Consider the following 25,233-nt stretch of genomic DNA (forward strand, 5'->3'; position numbering starts at 1 on the left):
TGTCCTGTCGTGCGTCTGCGGTGCATCCCGACCGCATTCTCTGTGGTCTGGATTACTTGTCGCTGGGAACCGTATCATATACGATTCATTGTGAAGCCAATCGAAATGAGGTGTGAGATCGATGTCGACTCCAACTGGTGTTCCCGTCCGTCCCGGCAAGATCATTGCCGTTCATGTGGCCTATGAGTCCCGCGCGGCTCAGCGCGGAAAGCGTCCCGCGCAGCCGTCCTACTTCCTCAAGACCGCGAGCTCAGTCGCCGGAACCGGGGAGACCATCGAGCGGCCGGCCGGAACCTCGCTGCTCGCCTTCGAAGGGGAGGTCGCCATCGTCATCGGCACCGCCGCCCGCGGCATCACCGAGACCGATGCCTGGTCCCATGTGGCCGGAGTGACCGCGTCGAACGACTTCGGCCTCTACGACATGAAGACCCCGGACAAGGGATCGAACGTGCGCTCGAAGAGCCGCGACGGCTACACCCCGCTGGGCCCCGAGCTCATCCCCGCCGCCGAGGCGGCCCCCGAATCCCTGCGCATCCGCACCTGGGTCAACGGCGAAGTCGTCCAAGACGACGGCACCAGTGCCGAACAGCTCATCTTCAGCCTGCCGCGCATCATCGCCGACCTCAGCCAGCACCTCACCCTCGAACCCGGCGACGTCATCCTCACCGGCACCCCGGCCGGATCCTCGGTCGTCGCGCCCGGCGACACGGTCGAGGTCGAGGTCACGGCCGCCTCGGCGAACGGAGGGGAACTGAGCTCCGGTCGTCTGAGCACCACCGTGGTCGAGGGCCCCGGCGGATTCGACGAAAGCCTCGGCAGCCTGCCTGCCGTGAACGAGACGCTGACCGTCGACGCGTGGGGCTCCCGCGAAGCCGCGGGGCTGCCTGCCGAGGACGCCGCGGCGACCGTGGAGGGCGGACTCGGCGAGGATCTCGTCGCCAGGCTCACCGAGGCCCCGACCGCCGGGCTGTCCGCGCAGCTGCGAGCTCGCGGACTCAACAATGTCGTCATCGAAGGCGTGGCCCCGCTGCAGCCGGGAGCGAAGGTCGTCGGGACCGCGAAGACTCTGCGTTTCGTGCCCAATCGTGAGGACCTGTTCAAGTCCCACGGCGGCGGCTACAACGCGCAGAAGCAGGCCTTCGACTCCATCCGCCCCGGAGAGGTCATCGTCATCGAGGCCCGCGGCGAATCCGGTTCGGGCACACTCGGCGACATCCTCGCCCTGCGCGCGAAGTCACTCGGCGCCACCGGTGTCATCACCGACGGGGGAGTCCGCGACTCCGCCGAGGTGGCCGGCATCCTGCCTGTGTTCGCCACCGCGAAGAACCCCGCCGTGCTCGGCCGCCGCCACGTGCCGTGGGAGTCGGACGTGGCTGTGGCCTGCGGCAACGCCACCGTCCTGCCCGGTGATGTCATCGTCGCCGACGACGACGGAGCCATCGTCATCCCGCGCGACCTCGCCGAGGAAGTCGTCGACGCCGCCCTGGCCAAGGAGATCGAAGACGGCTGGGTGGCCGACCAGGTCGCCGCCGGCAACCCGATCGAAGGGCTCTTCCCGCCCAAGGGCGAGTGGAAGGCGAAATTCGAGGATTGGAAGGCCTCCCGGTGACGACCGAGACCCCGTCACCCGCGTCCGCCCCGTCGCCCGCGTCCGCCTCCTCCACGGCCTCGCTGAGCAAGGCCGAGACGGCGTATCGGTGGATCCGTGAACGCGTCGCCGACCAGACGTATCAGCCCGGGCATAAGCTCGTGCTCGCGCAGATCGCGCTCGCCCTCGACACCTCGGTGGTGCCGGTGCGCGAGGCGATCCGCCGGCTCGAAGCCGATGGGCTCGTGACCTTCGAACGCAATGTCGGCGCCCGCGTGGCCATGGTCGATCAGGGCTCCTACGCACAGTCGATGGACACCGTTGCGATCCTCGAAGGGGCGGCGGTCGCCCAGGCCAAGGACCACCTCGGCGCCGCTGATCTCGACGCCGCCGAGGAGATCAACGATCGGATGCGGGTGCTGCTGACGGACTTCGAGCCGTCCGAATTCACTCGGCTCAACCACGAGTTCCACGAAGCGCTCTACCGGCGCTGCCCCAACGAACGGCTGTGCACCCTCGTCGGACTCGAATGGGATCGGCTCTCGCACCTGCGGGATTCGACGTTCTCCTTCGTGCCCGAACGGGCGCTCGAATCCGTCGAGGAGCACTCCCGCATCGTCGCGCTCATCCGGGCCCGCGCCTCGGCTCAGGAGATCGAACGGGCCGTGCGCGAGCACCGTTCGGCCACACTGCACTGCTACCAGAACCTGCAGATGACCACCGCTTCGACCACAGAACCACGAAAGGACAAGTCATGACACAGTCCATCACCCCACCGACCGATATGCCGGAGAAGATCCGCCACTACATCGGCGGCGAGTTCGTCGACTCGATCGACGGAGACGAATTCGACGTCCTCAACCCGGTGACGAACGAGCCCTACATCAAGGCCGCCTCGGGTAAGAAGGCCGACATCGAGGCCGCTGTCGCCTCGGCGAAGAAGGCCTTCGATGAGGGCCCGTGGCCGACGATGCTGCCGCGTGAGCGCGCCCGCATCCTGGGCCGGATCGCCGATATCGTCGAGTCCCGCAAGGACGAGCTCGCCGCGATGGAGTCCTTCGACTCCGGTCTGCCGATCACTCAGGCCAAGGGTCAGGCGGCCCGGGCGGCGGAGAACTTCCGCTTCTTCGCCGACCTCATCGTCGCCCAGGTCGACGATGCCTTCAAGGTCCCCGGGCGACAGGCGAACTACGTCAACCGCAAGCCCATCGGCGTGGCCGGACTCATCACCCCGTGGAACACTCCGTTCATGCTCGAATCCTGGAAGCTGGGACCGGCGATCGCGACCGGCAACACCGTCGTGCTCAAGCCCGCCGAGTTCACCCCGCTCTCGGCCTCACTCTGGCCCGGCATCTTCGAAGAGGCCGGACTGCCCACCGGTGTCTTCAACATGGTCAACGGCTATGGCGAAGAGGGCTTCGCCGGCGATTCGCTGGTCAAGCACCCGGACGTCCCGCTCATCTCCTTCACCGGCGAGTCGGCGACCGGGCAGACGATCTTCGCCAATGCCGCTCCCTGGCTCAAAGGCCTGTCGATGGAGCTCGGCGGGAAGTCACCTGCCGTGGTCTTCGCCGATGCGGACCTCGACGCGGCCGTCAACGCCACGATCTTCGGCGTCTTCTCGCTCAACGGCGAACGCTGCACCGCCGGTTCGCGCATCCTCGTCGAGGACTCGATCTACGACGAGTTCGTCGAGCGCTACGCCGCCCAGGCCAAGCGTGTGAAGGTCGGTCTGCCCTCGGATGAAACCACCGAGGTGGCTGCGCTCGTCCACCCCGAGCACTACGAGAAGGTCATGTCCTACGTCGAGATCGGCAAGACCGAGGCCCGCCTCGTCGCCGGCGGCGGACGGCCGGACGGCTTCGAGACCGGCAACTTCGTCGAACCCACCGTATTCGCCGATGTGGCTCCCGATGCTCGGATCTTCCAGGAGGAGATCTTCGGGCCCGTCGTCGCCATCACCCCCTTCTCCTCCGACGAGGAGGCCCTGGAGCTGGCCAACAACACGAAGTACGGTCTGGCCGCCTACATCTGGACCTCGGATCTCAAGCGGGCGCACAACTTCTCGCAGGCCGTCGAGTCGGGCATGGTGTGGTTGAACTCGAACAACGTCCGTGACCTGCGCACCCCCTTCGGCGGAGTCAAGGCTTCGGGCCTCGGCCACGAGGGCGGCTACCGTTCGATCGACTTCTACACGGAACAGCAGTCCGTGCACATCAACCTCGGCGAGGTCCACAACCCGGTCTTCGGCAAGCAGTGATCCCGCCCGCCGTCATTCCTTCGACTCACTGACCCTTTAAGGAAAACCCATGTCCACTGCCATCCCAACCCCGTCCGTCCCCGCTCCGGATGTCCTGCGCTGCGCGTATATGGAACTCGTCGTCACCGACCTGAAGAAGTCGCGTGACTTCTACGTCGACGTGCTCGACCTGCAGGTCACCGAGGAGGACGAGACCACCGTCTACCTGCGGTCGATGGAGGAATTCATCCACCACAACCTCGTGCTTCGGCAGGGGCCGGTCGCCGCCGCGGCCGCGTTCTCCTACCGCGTGCGGACCCCCGAAGACGTCGACCGCGCCGAAGCGTACTACCGCGAGCTCGGCTGCGAAGTCCGCCGCAGCAAGGACGGCTTCGTGCGCGGCATCGGCGATTCGGTGCGCGTGCAGGACCCGTTGGGCTTCCCCTACGAGTTCTTCTATGAGGTCGAGCATGTCGAGCGCCTGGCCTGGCGCTACGACCTGTACTCGCCGGGAGCGCTCGTCCGGCTCGACCACTTCAACCAGGTCACCCCGGACGTGCCGAAGGCCGTGGACTACATGGAGAAGCTCGGCTTCCGTGTCACCGAGGACATCCAGGACTCCGAGGGCACCGTCTATGCGGCGTGGATGCGTCGCAAACCGACCGTCCACGACACCGCGATGACCGGCGGTGACGGCCCGCGCATGCACCATGTCGCCTTCGCCACGCATGAGAAGCACAACATCCTCGCCATCTGCGACAAGCTCGGTGCGCTGCGACTGTCGGACTCGATCGAGCGCGGACCCGGGCGCCACGGCGTCTCGAACGCCTTCTACCTCTACCTGCGTGACCCGGACGGGCACCGGATCGAGATCTACACCCAGGACTACTACACCGGTGACCCCGACAACCCGCGCGTGACCTGGGACGTCCACGACAATCAGCGTCGCGACTGGTGGGGCAACCCGGTCGTGCCCTCCTGGTACACCGACGCCTCGCTCGTGCTCGACCTCGACGGGGCGCCGATGCCGGTCCTCGAACGCACCGACGACTCCGAGATGGAAGTGACCATCGGCGCCGACGGGTTCTCCTACACCCGGCGTGAGGACGCGGACTCGAAGTTCGGTGCCCGCTCGGGAGCCGATGACGGCGAGGACGAGTTCAAGCTCGGTCACCAGCTGTGACCGACGGCCGGCGACAGCGCAGAGAGGATGACAATGCTCGATGAGACGACGATCGCGGCCATCGCCGACGATCTCGCGCAAGCCGAGCGGACCCGGTCGAAGATCGGTCTGCTCACCGCGAAGTACCCGGACATGACCGTTGAGGACTCCTACGCGGTGCAGAACGAATGGCGCCGCCGCGGAGAGGCCGAGGGCAGACGGCTCTTTGGCCACAAGATCGGACTGACCTCGAAGCCGATGCAGCAGGCCACCGGCATCAGCGAACCCGACTACGGGGCGATCTTCGCCGACCAGGTCTATGACACCGGGTCCGTGATCGATCACTCGAAGTATTCGGGGGTGCGCATCGAAGTCGAACTCGCCTTCGTGCTGAAGGACGAGCTGCGCGGACCCGATGTCAGCCTCTTCGACGTCCTCCGCGCCACCGAATACGTCATCCCGGCGCTCGAGGTCCTGTCCTCGCGCATCGAGATGGAAGGGCGCACGATCGTCGACACCATTTCGGACAATGCGGCGTTGGGTGCGATGGTCCTCGGCGGGCGGCCGGTCGCCGTCGATGCCGTGGATCTGCGTCGGGTCAATGCGCTGCTCTACCGCAATGAGACGATCGAGGACTCCGGGGTCGCCGCCGCCGTGCTCGATCATCCGGCCCGCGGCATCGTGTGGCTGGCGAACAAACTCGCCGAACACGGCGATGTGCTGCAAGCCGGGGAGACGGTGCTGGCCGGGTCGTTCACCCGCCCCATGTGGGTCCATCCCGGCGACACCGTCCACGCCGACTACGGAGAACTGGGAGTCATCACATGTCGTTTCGCGTAGAACTTCCGCAGACCTTCGCCGACCGGGTCGCTGGCCTCGACGAAGGACAGCACCTGGCCGGGATGTGGGTGTGCTCGGGTTCGCCCGTGGCCGCCGAGATTGCGGCAGCCTCCGGAATGCAGTGGGTGCTCATCGACGCCGAGCATTCGCCGATCGGACTCGAGACCACGGTGAGTCTGCTGCAGGCGATGAACGGCTATCCGGCCACCGCCGTGGTCCGGGTGCCGGTCAACGATCGGGTGCTCATCAAGCAGTACCTCGACCTCGGTGCGCAGAACCTGCTCGTTCCGATGATCGACACGAAAGCCGACGCCGAGGCGGCTGTGGCGGCCATGCACTATCCGCCGAGGGGTGTGCGCGGGGTCGGTTCGGCCCTGGCCAGGGTCTCCCGGTGGAACGCTGTGGACGGGTACCTGACGCGGGCCGCGGAGTTCGTGTCTCTGACCGTCCAGATCGAATCGGCGACCGCGGTCGACAATGCTGCGGAGATCGCCGCCGTCGAGGGCATCGACCAGATCTTCGTCGGGCCCTCCGACCTGGCGGCGTCGATGGGGCTGCTCGGCCAGCAGACGCATCCGGATGTCACGGACGCGGTGGCCAGGACCTTCGAGGCGGTGAAGGCGGCGGGCAAACCCGTCGGCGTCAATGCCTTCGATCCGGAGCAGGCGCAGAAGTACTTGGATGCCGGGGCCTCGTTCGTCCTCGTCGGCGCCGATGTCGGACTGATGATGAACGGTGCCCGAGCCTGGGCGAAGACCTGGGTCCAGGACTGAGCACACCTCACCCCCGTCCGCGAACATGCGGTCGGGGGTGAAGTGCATTTGCCGTCGGCCTCATTCCTTGTCGCGGCTGCGACCTGTCAGGAGCAGGACCGTGGAGCCGAGGCCGACGAGGACGATGCCCATGCCGATGAGCATTCCATTGCCCGTGGCGCCGGTGCGAGGCAGTTCGGCCGGTGGGCCCGGGGCCGCCGGGGTCTCGGCAACCGGTGCGACCGGTGGGGTCTGCGGCTTCTTCGGGGCCGCGGGCTGCTCAGGCTGCTCGGGAGGCGCTGGGGGAGTCGTCGGCTGCTCAGGCGGGGCCGGGGATTCCGGCGGAGTGCTGGGTTTCTCCGGTGGTGCCGGCGGGGTGCTCGGCTTCTCCTCGGGCGGACGGTGCACGGTCTCGGCCGGGACGCCCCAGTCGCTCGTCCATGCCGCGTTGACATCGCTGCCCGCGATCTCTGTCACATAGGTGACCCACCCGACCGGCATGTCGATGGCTTCGGTGCTCACCTCGGCGCGACCGTCCGCGTCGGCGACGACGGTGAAGTCCTGCACGGACAGTTCCTCGCCGTCGGGCTTCGCGGACTGCTCGGGCTCATCCTCCACGTGGTAGGCGGTGACGGTGAGCACGGCTTCGGATCCGGGGTGCAGCCCGGTCACGGCCACCTCGTCGTGGGTCGATGTTCCCTCGAGCACCGCCTCGGTGTCGGCCTGCGGAGTCCAGGGGACGAATCCGGTCTCGCGGGGCTGACCGTGGATGCCCTTCCATTCCTTCGTTGCCTTGTCCCCGGCGATCGTCTCGGTGAAGTACAGCCAGCCGCGGAAATCCTCCGGCACACTGATCTCATCGGAGGTGTGCGTGCCGTTGCCGACCTTCTTCGAGGTCACGGACCCGATCGCGCGGGCATCGTCGTTCTTCGTACCGAGTGTCGGTCGTGCAGCTGTCTGCCACAGAGTGTGTTCGACAGTGACGGTGTGGTCGCCGATGAGGCCGGAGACGGTGAACTCATCGGTGACGGCATCGCCGGGCGTCGGAGTCTGGTCCGAGATCTCGGTGGTCACCTTCGGTTGGGAACTCAGTTCGAGGGTCGCCTTGTCCGCGACTTCTGTAGGACTGTCGGGGGTGATGACCCGCTGGACCCGGGTGCCCGAAGTCGGTTCGAAGACGCGCACGGTCTGCGGGGCGACCTTCGCGGAGGCGGTGACCGACAGGGTGCCGGGTGCGCTCGCCTGCAGCGTCGTAGTCACGGCTTCATCCCCGGTGGTCAGCGTCGTCGGGACGTCTTTCGCCCCGGCCGCCTGGAGCGTGATGGGGACATCGGGAACCTGTGCTCCGGAGGCGCTGGTCAGCGAGATCGTCAGCGTCGCCTCGTCGGTGGGGGTGCCGAGGATCTTGCCCTTGTCGGTATCAGGCTCGGGTTCAGGCGTGTCGGAGTCAGGTGTCTCGGAGTCAGGAGAAGAGGAGGACTCCGCGACCGCATAGGGCTCGAGCACGGGCATCTGCAGGACTGGTTCGAGGCTGATATCGAGCGTGTACGGGCCCGCGTACTTCTTCGCCTTCGCAAGGATCGTCGAGTGCTGTTTCGCAGCACTGTCGAACTTCTTGCCCAGGTCGCCCGGTTTCTGTGGAGGCACCTTGTGATCATGGGGGAGTGCCTTGTCGAGACGGGCCATGGCGCTCAGCGCCGCCTGCACGTCCTTCGATTTCGAGTCGGCGTATTCGTGCAGAGCCCACGCGGTGCGGGCCGAAGTCACCTGTTCGGCTTCGGCGCCCTTGAAGTACTTCGCCAGCGGAGACTTCTTCCCCGCATCGATGCAGTAGGCCGAGGTGTCCGGGAAGGTCCGATACGAGCCGTACCAGGTCTTGCCCTGCTTCGCATGGTGCCAGATGCCCGGTCCGTAGGCGTTCGGCGCGGTGAGCACGGGAACCTCGCCGAGGCTGACCGGCGGGCCCGCGGCCATCGCCGGGCCCAGCCCGATGAGTGAGGCCACGGTGAGGACGGTGAGGAGCAGTGCGGTGCGCAGCGATGCGAGTCTGAGAGTAGTCATGGACCGATTCGACATGGCACGTCCGTCGCTGGGCCAGAGCTGTCGGAGCGCCTGTGGAAACGGGGTCCTGTGTCCACAGGTTTCAGCGTTCGAGTCGACGATGATCAGGGCGTCTCCGGGTGGGAGAGTGGGGTGGCCTGGGTCTGGCGCCTCCGGTCGGACTTCGCGCCGAAGCGGCCGCATCAGCGCCCGAAGCAGTCGCCGTCAAACCGTCTGCTGTCCACAGCCGAATACGTTCGAGTCGGATTTCGGCTGACATTCGCAATAGGTGGCAGTCGGCTGAAGTGTTGCTGGACGGATACATGGCGCGGGTCTCTGCCGACGACGTTCGACCATAGACTTGTGGGGAGCGGTACATTCCCCATCGAAGAAGGACGATCTATGTCGGCACAGAACGGTCCCGGAGCGCAGGGTCCGAACCAACCCGGAGTGCAGCGATCCCAGCCGCCCCAGGTGCAGGATCCACGGAACCCGAACGCTCCGTCCGCGCCCGAGCCGCAGGTGCCGCAGCAGGGCCAAGTGCCGCCGGGGCAAGTGCCGCCGCAGTCGCAGTCACAACGACCGCAGAACAACGATCGGTTCCGACCTCGGCCTCAAGGCACCCAGCAGAATCCGCAGCAGGTACCTGCCCAGGCACCACAGCCTGTGCCTGCACCGGGTCAACCGATGCCGGGCGTGCAGGCACCTCAGCCTGTGCCAGCACAGGGCCAGCCGATGCAGGGCCAGCCGATGCCGGGCCAGGGCAGTCCTTCCTTCCAAGGACAGCCTCAGCCCATGATGCATGGCCAGTCTCAGCCGGCTCACGGCCAGCCGATGATGCACGGCCAGCCGATGATGCCCGGGCAGCCGATGCCGGGCCGACCGCCGGTGCAGGCACGCGTCTACGCGCAGCCGCGCTTCGCCCCGACAGTCACCCAGGAGATGCGGGTCCGGGCCGGGATGCAGGCACCCCAACAGGTGGTCACCGAGACCCCGTGGACCGGAGCCGTACGGAAAGCACAGCCGGAGACCGCACCCGATTCGACCGGCAACATCATCAGGCTCGTCGCCGCCGTCCTCGTCCTCGTCATCCTCCTCGTCGGACTGGGCGGCCTTGCGCTCCTCGGCGGGCTGAGCTTCGGGGCACGCCTGTTCGCCCTCATCGGGCTCTCAGCGATCCCGCTCGTCGGCATCATCTCCTATGTGCTCTGGCTCGACCGGTGGAAACCGCAGCCGAAGCTCATCCTCGGCATCTGCCTGCTCTGGGGCGCCGTCGCTGCGGTCATCCTCACCCTCGGCTTCTCGCTCGTCGGCGACATCGCGCTCTACCTGGTCGGCATCAACGGGGTTCCCGACGTCATCGGTGCGGTCATCCAGGCCCCAATCCTCGAGGAATCGACGAAGACCGTCCTCCTGCTCGTCATCGTCCTCGCCGCCCGCCGGTACTTCGAGGGTCCTCTCGACGGGCTCGTCTACGGCGCCCTCATCGGCGCAGGTTTCGCCTTCACGGAGAACATCCTCTATCTCGGCCAGTCATGGAACGACGGTCAGCTCGATGCCCTGAAATGGACATTCCTCCTGCGCTGCATCGGTTCGCCGCTGCTGCACACGACGTTCTCGACCTGTGCGGGAGTGTCCATCGGCTTCGCCGCCCGCAAATGGCCCTGGTGGTCGCTGATCCTCATGTGGCTGCCCGGCCTCGTCCTCGGCATGGTCCTGCACGGTTTCTGGAACGCCTCGATGTCGCTGTTCAGTCTCATCGGACCGCTCATTCAGATCATCGGCCTCATCGTCATCAGCGTCATCCTCTCTGCCGCCTGGGTGGCGCTCGGACTCGTCCTGCGCCGCAGCGAACGCATCCACACACAGAACATGCTCGGCGACTACGCGAACTCCGGCTGGCTCACTCACGCCGAAGTCGACATGCTCGGCACCTGGAAGGGTCGGAAGAACGGCCGTCAGTGGGCGAAATCCTTCCCGGGCGGCAAGGATGAGATGAAGACGATGATCCGCACCTCGGGAAAGCTGTCGACGACCCGCATGCGAGTGTTGGCAGGCATCGGCGGCGATCAGGAGCGCAAGATCGAGCGGGCCGAACTCCAGCAGTTCGCCGACGCCCGAGACAGACTGCTCGCCGCCTCCAAGCGGACGGTTCGGTAAGTTCGTCCGGTGACAGTCCTCGATATCCTCCTCATCATCTTCGGCGTCGGTGCGCTCTTCGCCGGTTTCCGCCAAGGTTTCATCACCGGGCTCGGCACCGCGGCAGGCTTCGTCGTCGGCTGGATCCTCGGTCGGCTGCTCTCCCCGCTCGTCGAAACGCTCAGCGAAGGCACGAGCGCCATGGACAACCCCGGCGTGCTCATGCTGCTGGCGTCCATGCCGCTGGTCCTCAGCGTCCTCTTCGCCTTCGCCGGCAGCGGCATCGGCGCATGGATCAGACGCTCAATGGATTCCGAGCTCGGACAGGGCATCGACGCCATCGGCGGCACCATCACCGCCGGTATCGTCTACATCCTCGTCGTCTGGCTCGCTGCCGGCTTCATCCGCACCACCCCGCTCGTCGACCCCAACCGGTGGGTCGCCGACTCGGCCGTTATCGCAGCCGTTGACCGCACCATTCCCTACTCCTCCCAAAGCGCCCTCGGCGGTCTCGCCAAAGGACTGAGCGCCTCGGGCTTCCCGCAGGTGTTCTCCGGCCAGACCGAGCAGATCCGCGGCGTCGGCGAACCCGACGAAGCCGTGGTCGACGTCGGCCGCGACGTCGAGGACTCGGTCGTGAAGATCACGACCACAGCGACGTCCTGCGCCACCGGTTCCGAAGGCTCGGGATTCGTCTATGAGGACGGACTCGTCGCCACCAACGCCCACGTCGTGGCCGGGTCCTCGGAGCTCGCCGTCCAGGTGGGAGGAAAGGGCCGGCCCTACCGCGCCGAGGTGGTCGGATTCGAGGCCGAAGCCGACGTCGCCGTGCTCCGTGTTCCGGGGCTTCAGGCTCCCGCCCTCGACTTCGGCGACGGACTCGGGCCCGGGGACGACTCCGTGGTCGTGGGCTTCCCCGCCAACGGTCCCTACACGATCTCACCGACCCGTGTGCGAGAGAAGATCAACGCACGCGGTCTCGACATCTACGATTCGAAATCGGTGGTGCGCGAAGTGTATTCGCTGCGTGGAATCGTCCGCGAAGGCAATTCGGGCGGCCCGCTCATCGATGATCAGGGCGATGTCGTCGGCATGGTCTTCGCCCGATCCGCCACCGATGATGAGACCGGCTACGCCCTCACGCGCGCCGAGATCGCCGACGAACTGCGGGCCGGAGCGAACAACCGCAGCCCGCAGCCGACCGGACAGTGCACGAACTGAAACGCGTGCACGAAATGACGCGTGGGCCCGAACAGAATTGCGGACCTGCACACAAGCGCGCGCTCGAACGGAAGCGCGCGACCCCGCAGACTACTTGAGGTCGAGCCCGGCCAGGACGGCGCGGTGATCGCTCGACCCGCGTTCGAGCACCTCGTCCGAGGTGGCAGCGAAGCCGCGGTAGAGGACGTGGTCGAGCCGGGTCACGGGGAACCGGGCGGGCCAGGTGAAGCCGAAGCCGCCGCGGGCCTGTACGCGGGAGTCTTCGAGCGGGGGAACCAGGCTCTTGAGATTGTTGTCCGTCGATGCCGTGTTGAAGTCACCGGCGACGATGACATGCTCGGCGTCGTCGGTCTCGACGGTCGTGGCGAGACGACGCAGTGCGGCATTGCGCATCGATTCGTGTCCCGGCCGCACCGAGGGCATGTGCACAGCATAGAAGCGGATGTCGCCGTGGTCGGTCGAGACCGTTGTGGCGAACGCACGCGGCCACTGCAGACCCAGGTCGACCTCTTCGGGTTCGGACATCGGCCACTTCGACCACACTCCGACGGTGTCGAGGACCTGTGCGTGGGCGAATGAGGAGTCGAGCTCTTTGTGGATGATCTTGCCCGACAGGGATTCGAGCTCCTGGATCGTGACGATGTCCGGGTCGTGATCGACGATATTCTGTGCCGCCGCCGTGGGCTGAGGCATCCGGGCACCCACATTGTGGGTGGCCACGGTCAGATCCGCCTCACCGGAGTCCTCATTGGGCAGCAGCGCCGGACCGAACATTCCCGTCCACACCAGCGTCGGCACGAGGAACCCGATGGCCGACAGCCACGAGAACCGGATGAGGAACATCAGCAGCACGAGCGCGAGGAGGATCCCCGTCCACGGCAGCACCGATTCGACGATGAGAGCGATGCCCATCCGCGTCGGCAGCAGTTCGTGGAGAAGCAGGAACGCCGCATAGAGGATCCCGAAGATCAATGCGGTGATGCCCTTTGCGGGACTGTGCCGTCTGCGCGGTGAAGAATATGCCTGGTTCATCGATCAACGATCTTAACCGGGAAGTCTGGCCCCAGGCTGGGTGGGTGGTGCGATGCGTCTCACAGTCGGCTCGCGCCCGGTGCGGACGCTGCCGCCACCGCGTCAGTGACGCGCGGTGGCGCTCCACACCGTGACATCCGGGTGGGTGTCGTATCGGTAGCCCGAACCCCGCATGGTGCGCACCACCGAGGCATATTCGCCGAGGCGGCGCCGCAGTCGCCGGATGTGGACGTCCACGGTGCGTTCGTCGGGGACTTCGCCGCCGGACCACACGGCGCTGATGAGGTCTTCGCGCGGCAGGGTCTCATCCGCATGCGTGACGAGGGTGGCGAGCAGATCGAATTCCTTCGTCGTGACATCGACGAGGTCACCGTCGACGCGGACCTCCCGGCGGGGGATGTCGATGCGCAGACGTTCGGATGCGGCATGCGTGTAGGCGTCTCCGGCACGGCCTCCGAAACCGCGCGGTGCGGGAGCCGCCGGCGCAGTCTCGTCCCGCAGCGTCGGCGGGTGGATGCGGTTGGGAATCCGCGAGCGCACGGGGCCGTGTGTGGCGGCCGGGGCGCCGGTGGCGGCCGGGGAACCGGTGGCCACGGCCCGGACGGCGTCGATGTCGCTGCCGCGGCCCTCCGGGGCCAAGGCGATGACGGCCTGGGTCTCGGCCTGGCTGGCCAGTTCCTTCGCATAGGCCTGCAGCTCACCGGCGATGGCCGAGAGGTTCGTGCCGTCGGCGGCGGCCTTGGACTCGTCGAGTCCGATGTAGACGATGATTCCGCGAGCGGCCTTCGGGGAGGGAACGACCCCGGCCGGCCCATAGGTGTGCGGGGGGTTCTGCGGGTCGACTGCGCTCAACCTGGCTCCTGCACGTCGAGTGGCCACGGCACTGCGTGGGTGGACGTAGGCGGGTTCTGGATTCGGCATGACTGTCCTTTGCTCCGATCATCGGATCGAGATGACTGAATGAGTCCGCTGCTTGCGTCTACTCGTTCGGGGCCGGACAGCGGGAGGGCGATCACCGACCACGAACGCAGGGCATGCACATGGCTGCCGCAGGCATTCGCTGTAGTTCGATCACTGAAGTCATGGCTTCATTATTTGTCACATTGCGCTGGCGCTGCAATGCAACGGCCGAAAATGAGACGACTGTGACGGTTTATGACGAAACGCTCGCCGAGGCGGCCCGTCGAACCCGTCATCGGCGGGCTCCTTCGCCCGCGGGGTGTCAGCCGACATCGCCTCCGTGCGGGGTCAGTCGACGATTCCGTACATCCGGTCCCCGGCATCGCCGAGGCCGGGGATGATGTAGCCCTTCTCGTTGAGCTTCTCATCGAGCGCGGCCGTGTAGATCTTCACTTCCGCGGCATCGCTGTAGTCGGCTTCGATGCGGCGCACCCCCTCGGGGGCGGAGACGAGGCACACGGCGGTGACGTCGCGAGCGCCGCGGGCGAGGAGGAAATCGATCGCCATGGCCAGGGTGCCGCCGGTGGCGAGCATCGGGTCGACGACGAAGATCTGCCGACCCGTGAGGTCGTCGGGCAGCCGATCGGCATAGGCGCTGGGCTCGAACGTCGTCTCATCGCGGACCATGCCGAGGAAGCCCACCTCGGCGGTGGGCAGGATGCGCAGCATTCCGTCGAGCATGCCCAGGCCGGCGCGCAGGATCGGCACGACGATGGGTCGGGGCTCGGCGATGCGGGTGCCGGTGAATGTCGACACGGGGGTCGAGATCTCCTTGTCTTCGACCGCCACCGACCGAGTCGCCTCGTAGGCCAGCAGCATGACGAGCTCTTCGGTGAGCTGGCGGAAGCGGGCGGAGTCCGCGTTCCGATCGCGCAGGGCAGTGAGCTTATGGGCGATGAGCGGGTGATCGGCTACGTGAAGATGCATACCCAAATGGTACGGGAGAACTCGGTGCTCCCGGCAGTGGTCAACACGCGGCGAAGCGTTCACAATGGAGGCATGTCGTACTTCACTGAGATCCTGACCGATTCCGGCGATGGCTACCGTGCCCTCGATGTCGACGTCCGCGATGCCTCCGACCTCGACGATCTCGTCGACACGATGCGCGGAGCAGCAGGTGATGACGGCGAGGCCGTGGCCGTCATCGAACACGAAGACGAATGGTTCGGCCTCGTGCGCCTGTGCGCGGACAACGAGGTCAAGGTCTTCCTCTCCGATCTCGTCGCCGTCGAGGCGAGCCCGTTCGCAGAGATCTTCGCCGACTTCCTCGACTCCCGGCCCGACGCCTATGAGGCCGAGCCCGAAGAGGACTTCGGCATCGACGTGGATGAGGCCGCCGAGGATGAGGACGAGGAAGACGAGGTCGAGATGCTCGAGCTCGACCCCGACGCCGAATGGGGAGGGGACGCCGACATCTACGCCGATCGGGGAGTGTCTGCCGCGACCCTCATCGAGCAGGTCGAGGCGTACCGTTCCGACCCGGCTCGCGTCGTCGCCCACGTCGGTGAGACCGTCGGCTTCGCCGACCAGCTCGAGGCCGCACGCTGAACCCGGCTTCCCCAGATGCGGACGAGGCGCAGCTGTTCGAATGGATGGGACTCGCCCTCGCCGAGGCGGCGCGGGCGCCCGCTCATGACGACGTTCCCGTCGGGGCCGTCGTCCTCGACCGGGTCGGCACTGTTATCGGGCGCGGTCACAATCGCCGCGAAGTCGACGCCGATCCGCTCGGCCATGCCGAACTCATGGCCATCGCCGAGGCCGCGACGACCACCGGTCGCTGGCGCCTCGACGATGCCACGCTCGTCGTCACCTTGGAACCGTGCGCGATGTGCGCCGGCGCCCTCGTCGGCTCCCGCATCTCCCGGGTCGTCTTCGGTGCCTTCGACGACAAGGCCGGCGCCGTCGGTTCGGTCTGGGATCTGCTGCGCGACCGTGCCGCACTCCACCATCCGACGGTGAGGTCCGGGGTGCGGGCGGCGGAGAGCGCGGACCTGCTGCGGGAGTTCTTCTCAGCTCGGCGATGACTGACTCCCAGGGGCCCGTGCTGACGTGGCCCACCTCACGCTGACTCGATTTGGCCGCGGAAAGTGCACCGCTGTACAGTTGTCGGCGGTGGCGTGTCCGAGCGGCCGAAGGTGCGACACTCGAAATGTCGTGTAGGGCAACCCCCTACCGTGGGTTCAAATCCCACCGCCACCGCCATGTGGAACCCCTGACCGGCTCCGTCCGGTCAGGGGTTTTCGTCTGTTCGCGGCCTGGTCCGAGGCGGGCTCGCGCCGAGACGGCGGGAAATGTGATGATTGACACACGATGGTCGAGCGGCCAGACTGACTCGATGAAACAGAAAAAGCTTTCCGGGATGTGGAAATTCCGGCTTCGGTCCCGGACCGATGGCTAGTCTGCTTCATTGCGCACGTTCAAGGCGCAGGGTCGGCGACAATGATGTCGGCGACTGACCAAATCGAACAACCTGAGGTGGTCCATGAAAATGGCTGACAAAGACGAAGGGCGGAATACGACAACTGCCCCCGAGAGCACCGGAAGTCCCGGCCTGCTCGACAAGTTCTTCGAAATCACAGCTCGCGGCTCGACGATCAGACAGGAGATCCGCGGAGGTCTCGTCGCCTTCGTCGCGATGGCCTACATCGTTGTGCTCAACCCGCTCATCCTCGGCGGTTCCGAGGACGTCGCCGGCGGCAGCCTCGACTTCGCTCAGCTGACCGCGGTGACCGGCCTCGTCGCCGGTGTCATCACGATCCTCTTCGGCGTCGTGGCCCGGCTGCCGTTCGCACTCGCTGCGGGCCTGGGCATGAACAGCTTCCTCGCAGTCTCCGTGGTCCAGGAAGTCACCTGGGCCGATGCGATGGGGCTCGTGGTCATCAACGGTGTCATCATCGTCATTCTGGGAGCCACGGGCATCCGCACGGCGATCTTCAATGCCGTCCCGCATGCCCTCAAGGTGGCGATCACCGTCGGCATCGGGCTCTTCATCGCCTTCATCGGCTTCGTCAACTCCGGATTCGTCACCCGCACCCCGTCGGGTCCGCCGGTCCAGCTGGGGCAGGACGGGTCCATCGCTTCACTGCCGACGCTCGTCTTCGTCGTGGCGCTGATCCTCATCGGCATCCTCGTGGCGCGCAATGTCCCGGGCGGTATCCTCATCGGCATCGTCGTGGCGACGATCCTCGCGATCGTCATCCAGGCGTTCGCGAAGCTCGGCACTGTCGGCGACCCGGTGGACCCGGATCCGCTGGGCTGGAATCTCGCGGCTCCGGAGTTCCCCAAGCAGGTCGTCGCCGCCCCCGACTTCAGTCTCGTCGGGTCCTTCGACCTCATCGGCGGCTTCCAGCATGTCGGCGTCCTCGCCGCCACGATGCTCGTGTTCACCCTCGTGTTCACGAACTTCTTCGACGCTATGGGCACCATGACCGGACTGGCTCGCAGCGCCGGCCTGCAGACCTCGGACGGAATGTTCCCCCGCATCCGCGGAGCCTTCGTCGTCGAGGGCCTCGGCGCCGTCGCCGGAGGTGGAGCCTCTGCGTCGTCGAACACCGTTTTCGTCGACGCCGCTGCCGGCATCGCCGAGGGTGCGAGGACAGGGCTCGCCGCCTGCATCACCGGAGTGCTGTTCCTGCTGTCGATGTTCTTCTCCCCGCTCATCGCCGTCATCCCGATGGAAGCCGGAGCCGCAGCGCTCGTCGTCGTCGGAGCCATGATGGTCACTCAGATCCGCGAGATCGACATGAGCGATTTCCGCACCTCGCTGCCGGTCTTCCTCACCATGGTCACGATGCCGCTGACCTACTCGATCGCCAACGGCATCGGCGTCGGATTCATCTCCTGGGCGCTCATCCACGCCATGAGCAAGCGCGGTCGTGATGTCCACTGGCTTCTGTGGGTCGTCTCAGCCGGATTCGTCCTGTACTTCGTTCGCGGCCCGATTTCGGCTATCTTGGGAGGATGAGCACGATGAGTCAGATCACAGCCTGGCCGAAAGGGCAGATCGCCCACGGAGAATGACGAACATCGCCGTGGGCGGCGAGACCTGCCGCTGGCGACACGACGATGTTCTTCACTGCTGTTCGCATGGATAACCAGAAGTCTCGAAGAACATAGCAACCGCTCCAACCATGCACGGTGCGTCTCAGTGACGAGGCGCAGGAGGAAAGTGCGATGTCTGCGACGACGACAGACCGCTCGATCGCTGAGGTCTCGGTCAACGGAGAGACCCGCGAATTCGACGGACCACCACACACCAATGCCCTGGACTTCCTCCGGGGCCACGGCCTGACCGCGGCCAAGGAAGGCTGCGCGGAAGGCGAATGCGGGGCCTGCGCGATCATGATCGCCCGCCCCGACGCCGAGGGCACCACTCGCTGGACCTCGGTGAACTCGTGCCTGCTGCCGGCCGCCGCCCTCGACGGAGGTGAGGTCGTCACCGCCGAAGGACTCGTCGACGGCAAGACCGTCCACCCCGTCCAAGAGGAGATGGCCGTACGCGGCGGATCCCAGTGCGGATACTGCACCCCTGGCTTCGTCTCCTCGATGGCCGCCGAATACTATCGTCCCGAACGCGCGGCAGACGCCGCAGACGCTGATGCCGCCGAGGCCGAGCACCACTGCGGGCCCAACGGTTTCGACCTCCACTCTCTGTCGGGCAACCTCTGCCGCTGCACCGGATACCGCCCCATCCGCGACGCCGCCTTCGCCCTCGGGCAGCCGAGCGCCGACGATGCGCTCGCGGCCCGCCGCGAACTGCCGGCCCCCGCGGCCGTGGCCACCGACTATCAGCGCGCCGACACCGCGACCGGCAGGATCGGCCGCTACCGCCGTCCTGCCACCCTCGCCGAGGCGGTCGAGATCCTCAGCAGCGAACCCGACACCACCGTCGTGGCCGGGGCCACCGACTGGGGTGTCGAGGTCAACATCAAGGGTGCACGAGCCGAGAACGTCCTCGCCGTCGACCGGCTCGACGAGATGCGCGGCGTCCGCCGCAGCGCCGACCACATCGAACTCGGCGCGGCCCACACCCTGTCCGAACTCGAACGCGAACTCGCCGGCGACATTCCGCTGCTGGGCAAGCTGTTCCCGCAGTTCGCCTCCCGCCTCATCCGCAATGCGGCGACGATCGGCGGCAACCTCGGCACCGGTTCGCCGATCGGCGACACCCCGCCGGCGCTGCTCGCCCTCGATGCCGAACTCGTGCTCACCTCGGTGCGCGGAGACCGGAGCGTGGCCCTGGCCGATTACTTCACCGGCTACCGGCAGACCGTGCGGGAAGCAGACGAGCTCATCACCGCCGTCCGCATCCCGCTGCCGCTGTCGCCGCTGACCTCGTTCCAGAAGATCGCCAAGCGTCGCTTCGACGACATCTCCTCGGTCGCCATCGGCTACGCCGTCGATGTGCGTCAGGGGCAGATCGCCAAGGCCCGGATCGGGCTCGGCGGAGTCGCGGCCACCCCGCTGCGGGCGCGAGCCACCGAAGCCATGCTCGAGGGCCGGCCGTGGAGCCTCGAGACCGTGCACGCGGCGACCGAGACGCTCGCCGCAGAGGGCACACCGATGGACGACCACCGCGCGAGCGCGAAGTACCGCACCGCGATGCTGCGGTCCTCACTCGAACGCTTCTATGCCGAACAGCTCGGAAACACGGCAGTGACCAGCCAGGAGGTCCAGTGATGAGTCAGCTCTCCCAGCGCCCCGCCGACCCGGTCGTCGGCGAACGCCACCACCATGAAAGCGCCTTCGGACATGTCACCGGCTCCGCTCTCTACACCGACGACCTCGTCGGTCGGCTGACCGGAGTCCTCCACGCCTACCCTGTGCAGTCGACGACCGCGCATGCGCGGCTGCTCTCCCTCGACGTCGAGCCCGCCTATGCGATGCCCGGAGTCGTTCGGGTCATCACCGCCGCGGACATTCCGGGAGTCAACGACCAAGGTGTCAAACACGATGAGCCGATGCTGCCGACCGACGAGATCATGTTCTTCGGTCAGCCGCTGGCCTGGGTGCTCGCCGACGATCTCGACGCCGCACGCGAAGGCGCGGCCGCCGTGACCGCCGAGGTCGACGAACTGCCCTCGCTGGTCACCGTCCGTGATGCCATCGCCGCGGAGAGCTACCACGGGCAGCCGCTGCACATCGACAAGGGCGAGGTCGACGCGGCCTTCGCCGACGCCGCGCACGTCTTCGAAGGCGAATTCGAATTCGCCGGGCAGGAGCACTTCTACCTCGAGACGCAGGCCTGCCTGGCCCACGTCGACGAGAACGGACAGATCTTCGTCCAGTCCTCGACCCAGCACCCGACCGAGACGCAGGACATCATCTCCCACGTCCTCGGCATCCCCGCCCACGAAGTCACCGTGCAGTGCCTGCGCATGGGCGGCGGCTTCGGCGGCAAGGAGATGCAGCCGCACGGCTATGCCGCGCTCGCCGCTCTCGGGGCCACCCTCACAGGGAGGCCGGTGCGGCTGCGCCTCAACCGGACGCTGGACATCACGATGACCGGAAAACGGCACGGATTCCACTCTTCGTGGAAGATCGGGTTCACCGACGACGGCAAGATCCTCGCCCTCGACGCGAGCCTGACCGCCGACGGCGGCTGGAGCCTCGACCTGTCCGAACCCGTGCTCACCCGCGCGATGTGCCATATCGACAATGCCTACTGGGTGCCGAACATCCGCGTCACCGGTCGCATCGCGAAGTGCAACAAGACCTCGCAGACTGCTTTCCGCGGCTTCGGCGGACCCCAGGGCATGCTCGTGCTCGAGGACATCCTCGGCCGGGTCGCCCCGCAGCTCGGGCTCAGTGCCCGGGAGCTGCGGCGCCGGAACTTCTACGCGCAGGGGCAGGACACTCCCTACTATCAGCCGGTTCGTCATCCCGAGCGGATCGAAGCCTGCTGGGACCAGCTCATCGACGAATCCGAACTCGAGGCCCGCGAACTCGAGATCGAGGCCTTCAACGCCGGCAGCGACCACATCAAGCGCGGACTGGCGATCACCCCGGTGAAGTTCGGAATCTCGTTCAACCTCACCGCGTTCAACCAGGGCGGTGCGCTCGTGCTCGTGTACAAGGACGGATCCGTCCTCGTCACCCACGGCGGCACCGAGATGGGGCAGGGACTGCATCAGAAGATGCTGCAGGTCGCGGCCACCACCCTCGGGGTGCCGCTGTCGACGGTGCGCCTGGCGCCGACCCGCACGGACAAGGTGCCCAATACCTCCGCGACGGCGGCGAGCTCGGGCTCCGACCTCAACGGCGGGGCGGTGAAGAACGCCTGCGATCAGATCCTCGATCGGCTGCGGCAGGTCGCCGCGGGCATCCTCGGCGCTCCCGCCCATGAGGTGGACATCTCCCGCGGAATCGTCTCCGCACTGTCCTCGCCGAAGACCGTGACCTGGGAAGAGCTCATCAACACCGCGTACTTCCAGCGCATCCAGCTCTCGGCCTCCGGTTTCTACCGGACCGAGGGCCTGCACTGGAACCTCAGCCAGATGCGCGGCGAACCCTTCAAGTACTTCGCCTACGGAGCCGCGGTCTCCGAGGTCGAGGTCAATCGCTTCGACGGTTCGTACACGCTGCGCCGCGTCGACATCGTCCACGATGTCGGGGATTCTCTGTCCCCGCTCATCGACCTCGGACAGATCGAAGGCGGCTTCGTCCAGGGGGCCGGCTGGCTGACCCTGGAGGACCTGCGCTGGGACGAATCCGACCGACCCAGCCGAGGGCGCTTGGCCACCCAGGCGGCGAGCACGTACAAGATCCCGAGCTTCTCCGAGGCGCCGGAGGTCTTCAACGTCTCCCTGCTGGACAAAGCCCATGAAGAGGGAGCGGTCTACGGTTCGAAGGCCGTGGGCGAGCCCCCGCTCATGCTCGCCTTCTCCGTGCGTGAAGCCCTGCGCGAAGCGGTGCGCGCCTTCGGCGGACCCGGACGCGGCGTGGAACTGGCCTCCCCGGCCACCCCTGAAGCGGTGTTCTGGGCGATCGAGGACGTGCGCGCCGAGGAATCGAGGGCGGCCGCCTCGGTGACGGAAGGACAACGAGTTCCGTCATGACCTGGATGGACACCGCAGCCGAGCTTCGCGGAGCTCGGGTGCCGGCCGTCCTCGTCACTCTCGCCACCGTGCGTGGGCACGCCCCACGCGAGGCGGGAGCGAAGATGATCGTCACCGCCGATGACCTGTTCGGGACCATCGGCGGCGGCAATCTCGAGATGACGGCCCTCACCCGTGCCCGCGAACTGCTCGCCGAGGATCAGCGCGCCCCGGAGATGCTCACCCTGCGGCTCAACGACAAGGCCCCGGCCAAGTACGGCAGGCAATGCTGCGGCGGGGAGGTCACGGTGCTGCTCGAACCGCTGCCCGTGCCCGCCTCGGTGGGGATCTTCGGCATCGGCAACATCGGACTCGAACTCACCCGCATCCTCGCCCGTCACGACGTCGACCTCGTCGTGTCCGATTCGCGGCCCGAGCAGTTGGAGGCTCTCGATTCCCTCGAGGCACCCGTGGCGCGGCTGCGCCGCGAGTTCGCCGTCGTCGGGGAGGAAGTGCTCACCACGCTGCCGGCCGGATCGCACGTGGTCATCATGACCCACGACCATGCCGAGGACCTGCACCTGTGCGCGGCCGCGCTGGCCCGCGGCGACCTCGGCTCCGTCGGACTCATCGGTTCGGGCGCGAAGTGGCAGCGCTTCCGCAAGAACCTCACCGCCGAGGGCTTCGCGCCCGAGGTCGTCGACACCATCCGCTGCCCCATCGGACTGCCCGAACTGCCGGGCAAGGCACCGGCGACGATCGCCGTGAGCGTCGCCGCCGAGCTGCTCGGCCGCATCGGCTGAGGCCGGCAGGAGCTGAGGGCGCCTTCTGCGTCTGTGCTCCGTCGCAGCCGACCGACACTGTCTTCCACCCCTGACTCAAACAGTCTTCCACCCCCTGACTCAAGGAGAACCATCGTGGTCATCTATCGTGCGCGCGTCTTCGACACGCCTGACAACCCCTTCACCGGAGGGCAGCTGCGCTCCGAGACCGACATCGCCCTCGTCGTCGACGACGGGCTCATCACCGCCCGCACCGACTTCGCCGCCGCCCGGAATGCCCACCCCGACGCAGAGGTCGTCGACCTGCGAGACGGCGTGCTGCTGCCGGGGCTCATCGACACCCACGTCCACCTGCCGCAGGTCCGCGCCATCGGTCATCTCGGCAAGCCCCTGCTCGAATGGCTCGACCAGTGCGCCCTGCCCGAAGAGGCGAGACTCGGTGAGCCCGCGTACGCGGAAGCCGTGGCCGGAGAGTTCCTCACGGGACTGATCGCGGCGGGGACCACCTCGGCGATGGTCTTCGGTTCGCACTTCGCCGGGGCCATGGACATCTTCTTCTCTGCCGCCGCGCGGGCCGGACTGCGGGTGACATCGGGCCTGGTCACCAGCGACCGGAATCTGCCGGAGTCCCTGCTCACCGACGTCGACCGATCGGTGGCCGAAGGGCAGGCGCTCATCGACGCCTGGCACGGGAAGGGGCGGCTGCGCTATGCGGTGACCCCACGGTTCTCGTTCTCCGCCGGTCCCGAACTCCTCGCCGCGGGCGGTCAGCTCGTGACCGACAATCCCGGCATCTGGGTGACCTCGCACCTCAACGAGAACCTCGACGAGGTCTCCGGGGTGGCGGCGATCCACCCCGAATCGCGGGACTACCTCGACACCTACGACCGGGCGGGACTGCTCGGGCGGCGCACCGTGCTCGCCCACAATGTCCACCCGCAGGACCGGGAGCTCGAGCGCATGGCCGAGGTCGGGGCCGTCGCTGCACACTGCCCGACGTCGAACTCGGCGCTGGCCAGCGGCTTCTTCCCCCTGCGCCGCCACCTCGACGCCGGAGTCCGGGTCGCCTTGGGATCCGATGTGGGTGCAGGCACCGGATTCAACCTGCTCAAGGAAGGGGTGCAGTCGTACTTCATGCAGCAGCTCGACCCGTCCGGGGGAGTGGCACTGAACTCCGCGCACCTGCTGCACCTGGCCACGGCGGCCGGCGCCGAGGCGCTCGAACTCGACGAAGTCGGGGATCTGTCCGTAGGCAAGCGCTTCGACGCCGTGCTCGTCCGCCCGGCCGCCGGCGAGCCCCTCGACGTCGGCATCCGGCATGCCGCCGACGACGGAGACGCCTTGGCGACGATCTTTGCCATGGGCACTCCCGCTGACATCGCCGAAGTCTGGATCGACGGCCACCCCACCAAAAACTGACCCTCCCTTACTACCCGACGGCGGCCCAGCAACCTCGCGCCAAGTTGCTGGGCCGCCGTCGGGTTGTTTTGGGGAGGGGTCTTGACGCGGGCTTCGCCAACTGCCTATGCTTATTTCACTGAATGGAAATGAACTTCCGCAATACGGAAAAAAGAGATCCTCAAAGGAGAGCTCCATGACCCAGGCCTTCGACTTCACCGCTCCCGACAGCTACATCCTCAACTGCTCCACCCTGCTCACCGAACTGCCCGTCCTCGAACGCGCCCAGGCCGCGAAGGACGCCGGCTTCGACCGCGTCGAATTCTGGTGGCCCTTCGACGGCAACCCGCGCCCCACCTCGGCGGAGGTCGATGAGTTCATCGCCTCGCTCGAGACCGCCGGAGTCGAACTCGCCGGGCTGAACTTCTGGGCAGGGAATATGGCCGCCGGTGACCGAGGCATGGTCTCCGTCATCGGCGCCGAGGAGGACTTCGCCGCGAACGTCGACATCGTCGTTGAGATCGGCCGCCGCACCGGCTGCCGCGCCTTCAACGCCCTCTACGGACTGCGCACCGAAGGCCAGGACGCCGCCGGCCAGGACGCCACGGCCGTCGCCAACCTCTCCCTGGCCGCGAACGCGGTCGCCGCGATCGGCGGCACCGTCCTCGTCGAACCCGTCTCCGGGGCCGAGGCCTACCCGCTCAAGCGCTTCGCCGACGCCGCCGAGGTGGTCGCCGCCGTCCGCGCCGACGGACCATCGAACATCGCCGTGCTCGCCGACTTCTTCCACATGAGCGTCAATGGCGACGATGTGGCCGCCGTCATCGAAGCCGCGGCCGCCGACTTCGGCCACATCCAGATCGCCGACGCTGAGGGGCGCGGAGCACCGGGCACCGGATCGTTGCCGCTGCGCGACTGGATCAACCGTGCCTATGCGCTCGGCTACACCGGCTCGGTCGCGCTCGAATACAAGCAGGACCGTGCCACCGCCTTCGACTGGCTGGCCCACGCCGCCCAGTCCGCCTGAGAACCCCGAACTCCACA

Annotated in this window: 20 protein-coding genes and 1 tRNA gene; 17 read left to right on the forward strand and 4 right to left on the reverse strand. The window is 67.0% G+C overall.

Going from position 1 to position 25,233, the window contains the following annotated elements; translation table 11 throughout:
- Positions 1-121: 121 nt before the first annotated feature.
- The 6 genes from ACPUD7_RS04570 to ACPUD7_RS04595 are packed head-to-tail and all read left to right on the forward strand — an operon-like array spanning position 122 to position 6,602.
- Complete coding sequence (locus ACPUD7_RS04570; RefSeq protein WP_135537373.1) at positions 122-1,609, forward strand: fumarylacetoacetate hydrolase family protein; 1,488 nt, start codon at positions 122-124, stop codon at positions 1,607-1,609.
- Positions 1,606-2,346 (forward strand): GntR family transcriptional regulator, encoded by a 741-nt coding sequence (locus tag ACPUD7_RS04575; protein WP_425119283.1) that lies wholly within the window; start codon positions 1,606-1,608, stop codon positions 2,344-2,346. Before ACPUD7_RS04570 ends, ACPUD7_RS04575 begins: the two co-directional genes overlap by 4 nt.
- Positions 2,343-3,848 carry a 5-carboxymethyl-2-hydroxymuconate semialdehyde dehydrogenase gene (hpaE, locus tag ACPUD7_RS04580; RefSeq protein WP_425119284.1) on the forward strand — a complete coding sequence of 502 codons (1,506 nt, stop codon included), beginning with the start codon at positions 2,343-2,345 and terminating at the stop codon, positions 3,846-3,848. Before ACPUD7_RS04575 ends, hpaE begins: the two co-directional genes overlap by 4 nt.
- A gap of 49 nt (positions 3,849-3,897) precedes the next feature.
- Positions 3,898-5,010 (forward strand): 3,4-dihydroxyphenylacetate 2,3-dioxygenase, encoded by a 1,113-nt coding sequence (gene hpaD, locus ACPUD7_RS04585; protein ID WP_425119285.1) that lies wholly within the window; start codon positions 3,898-3,900, stop codon positions 5,008-5,010.
- A 33-nt stretch (positions 5,011-5,043) separates the two neighbouring features.
- Positions 5,044-5,829: a fumarylacetoacetate hydrolase family protein gene (locus ACPUD7_RS04590; RefSeq protein WP_425119286.1), complete on the forward strand. Its 786-nt coding sequence runs from the start codon at positions 5,044-5,046 to the stop codon at positions 5,827-5,829.
- Complete coding sequence (locus ACPUD7_RS04595) at positions 5,814-6,602, forward strand: HpcH/HpaI aldolase family protein (RefSeq protein ID WP_135537368.1); 789 nt, start codon at positions 5,814-5,816, stop codon at positions 6,600-6,602. Before ACPUD7_RS04590 ends, ACPUD7_RS04595 begins: the two co-directional genes overlap by 16 nt.
- A 60-nt stretch (positions 6,603-6,662) precedes the next feature.
- On the opposite strand, the gene ACPUD7_RS04600 is transcribed toward ACPUD7_RS04595, so the two are convergent.
- Positions 6,663-8,642 (reverse strand): LPXTG cell wall anchor domain-containing protein, encoded by a 1,980-nt coding sequence (locus ACPUD7_RS04600; RefSeq protein ID WP_425119287.1) that lies wholly within the window; start codon positions 8,640-8,642, stop codon positions 6,663-6,665.
- A gap of 774 nt (positions 8,643-9,416) precedes the next feature.
- On the opposite strand from ACPUD7_RS04600, the gene ACPUD7_RS04605 reads away from it, so the two are divergent.
- Together ACPUD7_RS04605 and ACPUD7_RS04610 are read left to right on the forward strand one after the other, a co-directional pair.
- Positions 9,417-10,781 carry a PrsW family glutamic-type intramembrane protease gene (locus ACPUD7_RS04605; RefSeq protein ID WP_425119288.1) on the forward strand — a complete coding sequence of 455 codons (1,365 nt, stop codon included), beginning with the start codon at positions 9,417-9,419 and terminating at the stop codon, positions 10,779-10,781.
- A gap of 9 nt (positions 10,782-10,790) precedes the next feature.
- Positions 10,791-11,981, forward strand: coding sequence for a MarP family serine protease (locus ACPUD7_RS04610; protein WP_135537366.1), 1,191 nt, complete (start codon positions 10,791-10,793; stop codon positions 11,979-11,981).
- 90 nt (positions 11,982-12,071) lie between these two features.
- Here the strand turns inward: ACPUD7_RS04610 and ACPUD7_RS04615 are convergent, their stop codons facing one another.
- The 3 genes from ACPUD7_RS04615 to upp form a co-directional block, all read right to left on the reverse strand.
- Positions 12,072-13,013 (reverse strand): endonuclease/exonuclease/phosphatase family protein, encoded by a 942-nt coding sequence (locus ACPUD7_RS04615; RefSeq protein WP_425119289.1) that lies wholly within the window; start codon positions 13,011-13,013, stop codon positions 12,072-12,074.
- Positions 13,014-13,115: 102 nt separating this feature from the next.
- Complete coding sequence (locus ACPUD7_RS04620; RefSeq protein ID WP_135537364.1) at positions 13,116-13,934, reverse strand: winged helix-turn-helix domain-containing protein; 819 nt, start codon at positions 13,932-13,934, stop codon at positions 13,116-13,118.
- Between the two features lie 327 nt (positions 13,935-14,261).
- Positions 14,262-14,900, reverse strand: a complete 639-nt coding sequence (gene upp / locus ACPUD7_RS04625) for a uracil phosphoribosyltransferase (protein ID WP_135537363.1) — start codon at positions 14,898-14,900, stop codon at positions 14,262-14,264.
- Positions 14,901-14,972: 72 nt separating this feature from the next.
- On the opposite strand from upp, the gene ACPUD7_RS04630 reads away from it, so the two are divergent.
- The 9 genes from ACPUD7_RS04630 (at position 14,973) to ACPUD7_RS04670 (ending at position 25,216) form a co-directional block, all read left to right on the forward strand.
- Positions 14,973-15,521 carry a tRNA adenosine deaminase-associated protein gene (locus ACPUD7_RS04630; RefSeq protein WP_135537362.1) on the forward strand — a complete coding sequence of 183 codons (549 nt, stop codon included), beginning with the start codon at positions 14,973-14,975 and terminating at the stop codon, positions 15,519-15,521.
- A 44-nt stretch (positions 15,522-15,565) separates the two neighbouring features.
- On the forward strand, positions 15,566-15,997 hold the full coding sequence (locus ACPUD7_RS04635; RefSeq protein ID WP_135537361.1) for a nucleoside deaminase: 432 nt from the start codon (positions 15,566-15,568) through the stop codon (positions 15,995-15,997).
- A gap of 87 nt (positions 15,998-16,084) precedes the next feature.
- A tRNA-Ser gene (locus ACPUD7_RS04640) sits at positions 16,085-16,175 on the forward strand.
- A 286-nt stretch (positions 16,176-16,461) separates the two neighbouring features.
- Complete coding sequence (locus ACPUD7_RS04645; RefSeq protein ID WP_135537509.1) at positions 16,462-17,937, forward strand: NCS2 family permease; 1,476 nt, start codon at positions 16,462-16,464, stop codon at positions 17,935-17,937.
- A gap of 209 nt (positions 17,938-18,146) precedes the next feature.
- Positions 18,147-19,652 (forward strand): xanthine dehydrogenase small subunit, encoded by a 1,506-nt coding sequence (locus tag ACPUD7_RS04650; protein WP_135537360.1) that lies wholly within the window; start codon positions 18,147-18,149, stop codon positions 19,650-19,652.
- Positions 19,652-22,030 carry a xanthine dehydrogenase molybdopterin binding subunit gene (xdhB, locus tag ACPUD7_RS04655; protein WP_135537359.1) on the forward strand — a complete coding sequence of 793 codons (2,379 nt, stop codon included), beginning with the start codon at positions 19,652-19,654 and terminating at the stop codon, positions 22,028-22,030. The genes ACPUD7_RS04650 and xdhB overlap by 1 nt, the downstream gene beginning before the upstream one ends.
- Positions 22,027-22,812 carry a xanthine dehydrogenase accessory protein XdhC gene (gene xdhC / locus ACPUD7_RS04660; RefSeq protein WP_167854313.1) on the forward strand — a complete coding sequence of 262 codons (786 nt, stop codon included), beginning with the start codon at positions 22,027-22,029 and terminating at the stop codon, positions 22,810-22,812. Before xdhB ends, xdhC begins: the two co-directional genes overlap by 4 nt.
- Before the next feature lie 114 nt (positions 22,813-22,926).
- Positions 22,927-24,210, forward strand: coding sequence for a guanine deaminase (gene guaD / locus ACPUD7_RS04665; RefSeq protein ID WP_135537358.1), 1,284 nt, complete (start codon positions 22,927-22,929; stop codon positions 24,208-24,210).
- 175 nt (positions 24,211-24,385) lie between these two features.
- Entirely contained in the window at positions 24,386-25,216 is an 831-nt protein-coding gene (locus ACPUD7_RS04670; protein WP_135537357.1) for a hydroxypyruvate isomerase family protein, read from the forward strand.
- The last annotated feature ends 17 nt before the right edge of the window (positions 25,217-25,233 follow it).

This window comes from Brevibacterium sp. FAM 24630 (assembly GCF_049804075.1).
In the GTDB taxonomy this organism is placed as follows: Bacteria; Actinomycetota; Actinomycetes; order Actinomycetales; family Brevibacteriaceae; genus Brevibacterium.